Annotated in this window: 2 protein-coding genes; both read right to left on the bottom strand. The window is 36.1% G+C overall.

Going from position 1 to position 2509, the window contains the following annotated elements:
• Window positions 1–316: 316 nt before the first annotated feature.
• Entirely contained in the window at window positions 317–925 is a 609-nt protein-coding gene (locus ACFVSH_RS25395; RefSeq protein WP_387708522.1) for a HutD/Ves family protein, read from the bottom strand.
• 384 nt (window positions 926–1309) lie between these two features.
• On the bottom strand, window positions 1310–2503 hold the full coding sequence (gltS, locus tag ACFVSH_RS25390; RefSeq protein ID WP_387708524.1) for a sodium/glutamate symporter: 1194 nt from the start codon (window positions 2501–2503) through the stop codon (window positions 1310–1312).
• Window positions 2504–2509 lie beyond the last annotated feature (6 nt).

The raw sequence follows: 2509 nt of genomic DNA, 5'->3' as shown, positions 1-2509 counted from the left end.
AGTCTCGCACTTGCGCTCCAATCAACCTTAAATCGTTTCGTTTTAAAAACAACAACAATCTTTACGAAAAGAGCCAAAAACAAAAAGCTGTCTAAGGACAGCTCTGATTAATTAATATTTAATATCCTGTTTACTTTTTACTGTATATAATCTGAATAAAGTAAACTCATATCTTGGATGTATCTGGCACTATTAATCTAAAAAAGGTACGTGATGTCAACCATTAGCAGTGAACGCGCTGACGTCAAACCTCATCATTGGGTCGCAATCAATTTATATATGAGAAGGATGCATGCTTTGGCAACCCAAACTTCCATCAATAAAAAATACTTACCTTAATAATTGTTGAAGATACGTGATCTTCGTAATTGGATAACTTTATGTTATTGCAGAAATGATCCCTGTTCAAGATTACCAAGTCACCTTGCCCTAAAACAATAGACTCTTTTTCATCGATACTCATTCTACTTTTTCCTTTGAAACAATAATAGGCGTCGGTTCTTTTCGAAGATTCCCCATTATCCAACACTTCAGAATGGGTTCCATCAGTCAAATGAATGGTGCTAAGGTCTCCTTCGCATCCTTCTGCTAACATCAAATTAAAGTCCGTAACCCTTCCAATACTTCGGGTTGTCCAGCCTCCATCAAACCGATCCTGTTCAAATGGCTGTAAATGCACACGGTGCTTTCCCTTATGTTCCAGCAGCATTTCACCATCAAGGATCATAATGATTCTCCGAATGCCTGGAAGGTGAGTAAATAAGGATTCGTCCACCTCGACATCTGCGGTGCTAATCCGCCATTTGAAATCACGCTTCGAATAATCTCCATCTTCAGGGTAAATGGCAAGTTGAGTTGTTTTACCACCTGACCAAAGACTGGTTATTTGTTCACTTTTTCTTATTATCTTTAGTGAATATGACAACTATTTTCTCCCCTTTTATTATTACTTTACTTTAAGTTGAAAACAATTTCGACCAGAGTGAAGATCAAAAAAAAATTGTTTAAACAGAGAGGCATAACTGGCTTAGGTGTACTGGACTCTCATCGTAGCATAATTTCATTCTTACTTGATCGTGCTATACACACAAGGTCGTTCATACCTACTTGAAATCGATGGGGTTCCGTTACATTAATAATTAGACAGAAACCAATGTGAACTACTGCATGGGGAATTTAGAAAAAAAGACAATACCGAATGTTTTTGATACAACTAAAAACATTCGGTATCAGCACTATATCTAACTATACTTTGACCATATCAGGCTTTACTTAAAAACTATTAATTTTGAAATTCATTCCAGCATTATCATTTTAATAGATTAATACTTACAATGATAATTGGCATGGCAAAAACGTCAATAAGAAATGCACCCACTATCGGAACGATTAAATACGCTTTACTTGAAGGTCCATATTTAGCAGTGATCGTCGACATATTGGCCATAGCATTTGGTGTAGCCCCTATACCATGTCCGATAAACCCTCCAACCATAACTGCCGCATCGTAGTTTTTGCCAAGAAAGCGAAACATGATGAATATACTTAAAAGTATAATGAAGATTACTTGTATCACCACAATCAAAATAATAGGTAACGCAAGGTCAGCAACTTCCCACAGTTTTATACTCATTAATGCCATTGATAAGAAAATACCTAAAGTAATATCTCCAATAAAATTTATACTAGGCATTTCGATGATTTCCCCATTTATTTTATCCAAAATATTCCTAACTATTACAGCCACTATCATTGCTCCAACATAGTTCGGTAAAACATAACCTGTCTTCGCCGAAAATAACTCTCCTAAGTATGAACCTAAAGCCATACAAAATGTCAATATTAATACTTGTTTCATAAATGAAGCTGCATTCAATTCTATTTTGTCTTCCATTTCTTTCTTTTCCTGAATTTCAATATCCTTTTTACTTGGTGTTAATTTGTGTTTATTAATAAGATATTTTACAGTCGGACCTCCAACTAATCCACCAAATACTAATCCTAAAGTAGCTGCCGCTATTCCAATTGCTTGGGCAGATTGAATTCCCAGCGATTCAATGGTACCACCAAATGCCGTAGCTGCACCTATGCCACCTTCCATGGATATCGCTCCTGCCATCATACCAATCAATGGATCGATCCCAAAAACCGGTGCTAAAGAAATTCCAATTAAATTTTGAGCTAATGCCAGAAAACCGCATAACAACCAATATATTAATAATAATTTACCGCCGACTTTTACTAATTGAAAACTGGCACCCAATCCAACAGTCGTAAAAAACGTTAACATAAATAATCCCTGGAGTGTCGTATCTAATGAAATGGTTACGTTTAGAAAGGTTTTAAGACTGGTCGCTACTATTGCAAACAGTAATCCCCCTACAACAGGTGCAGGGATACAAAAATGTTTAAATATTTTGACATTCTTAACGATAATCCCGCCTAGTGCTAAAAGCAGTACCGCTAAAAAAATAGTGATCGTTTGTTTGATCTCGATGCTCATATTGCC

This window comes from Peribacillus sp. NPDC058002, from assembly GCF_042886655.1.
GTDB classification, from domain to species: domain Bacteria; phylum Bacillota; class Bacilli; order Bacillales; family DSM-1321; genus Peribacillus; species Peribacillus aracenensis.
Note: the sequence above shows the minus strand (reverse complement) of the source record. Positions and strands in the feature narration are given on the sequence as shown.

What these genes read in the sequence shown, in the direction of transcription:
- gltS (WP_387708524.1), bottom strand. Translation starts at nt 2,503, where the DNA reads ATGAGCATCGAGATCAAACAAACGATCACTATTTTTTTAGCGGTACTG.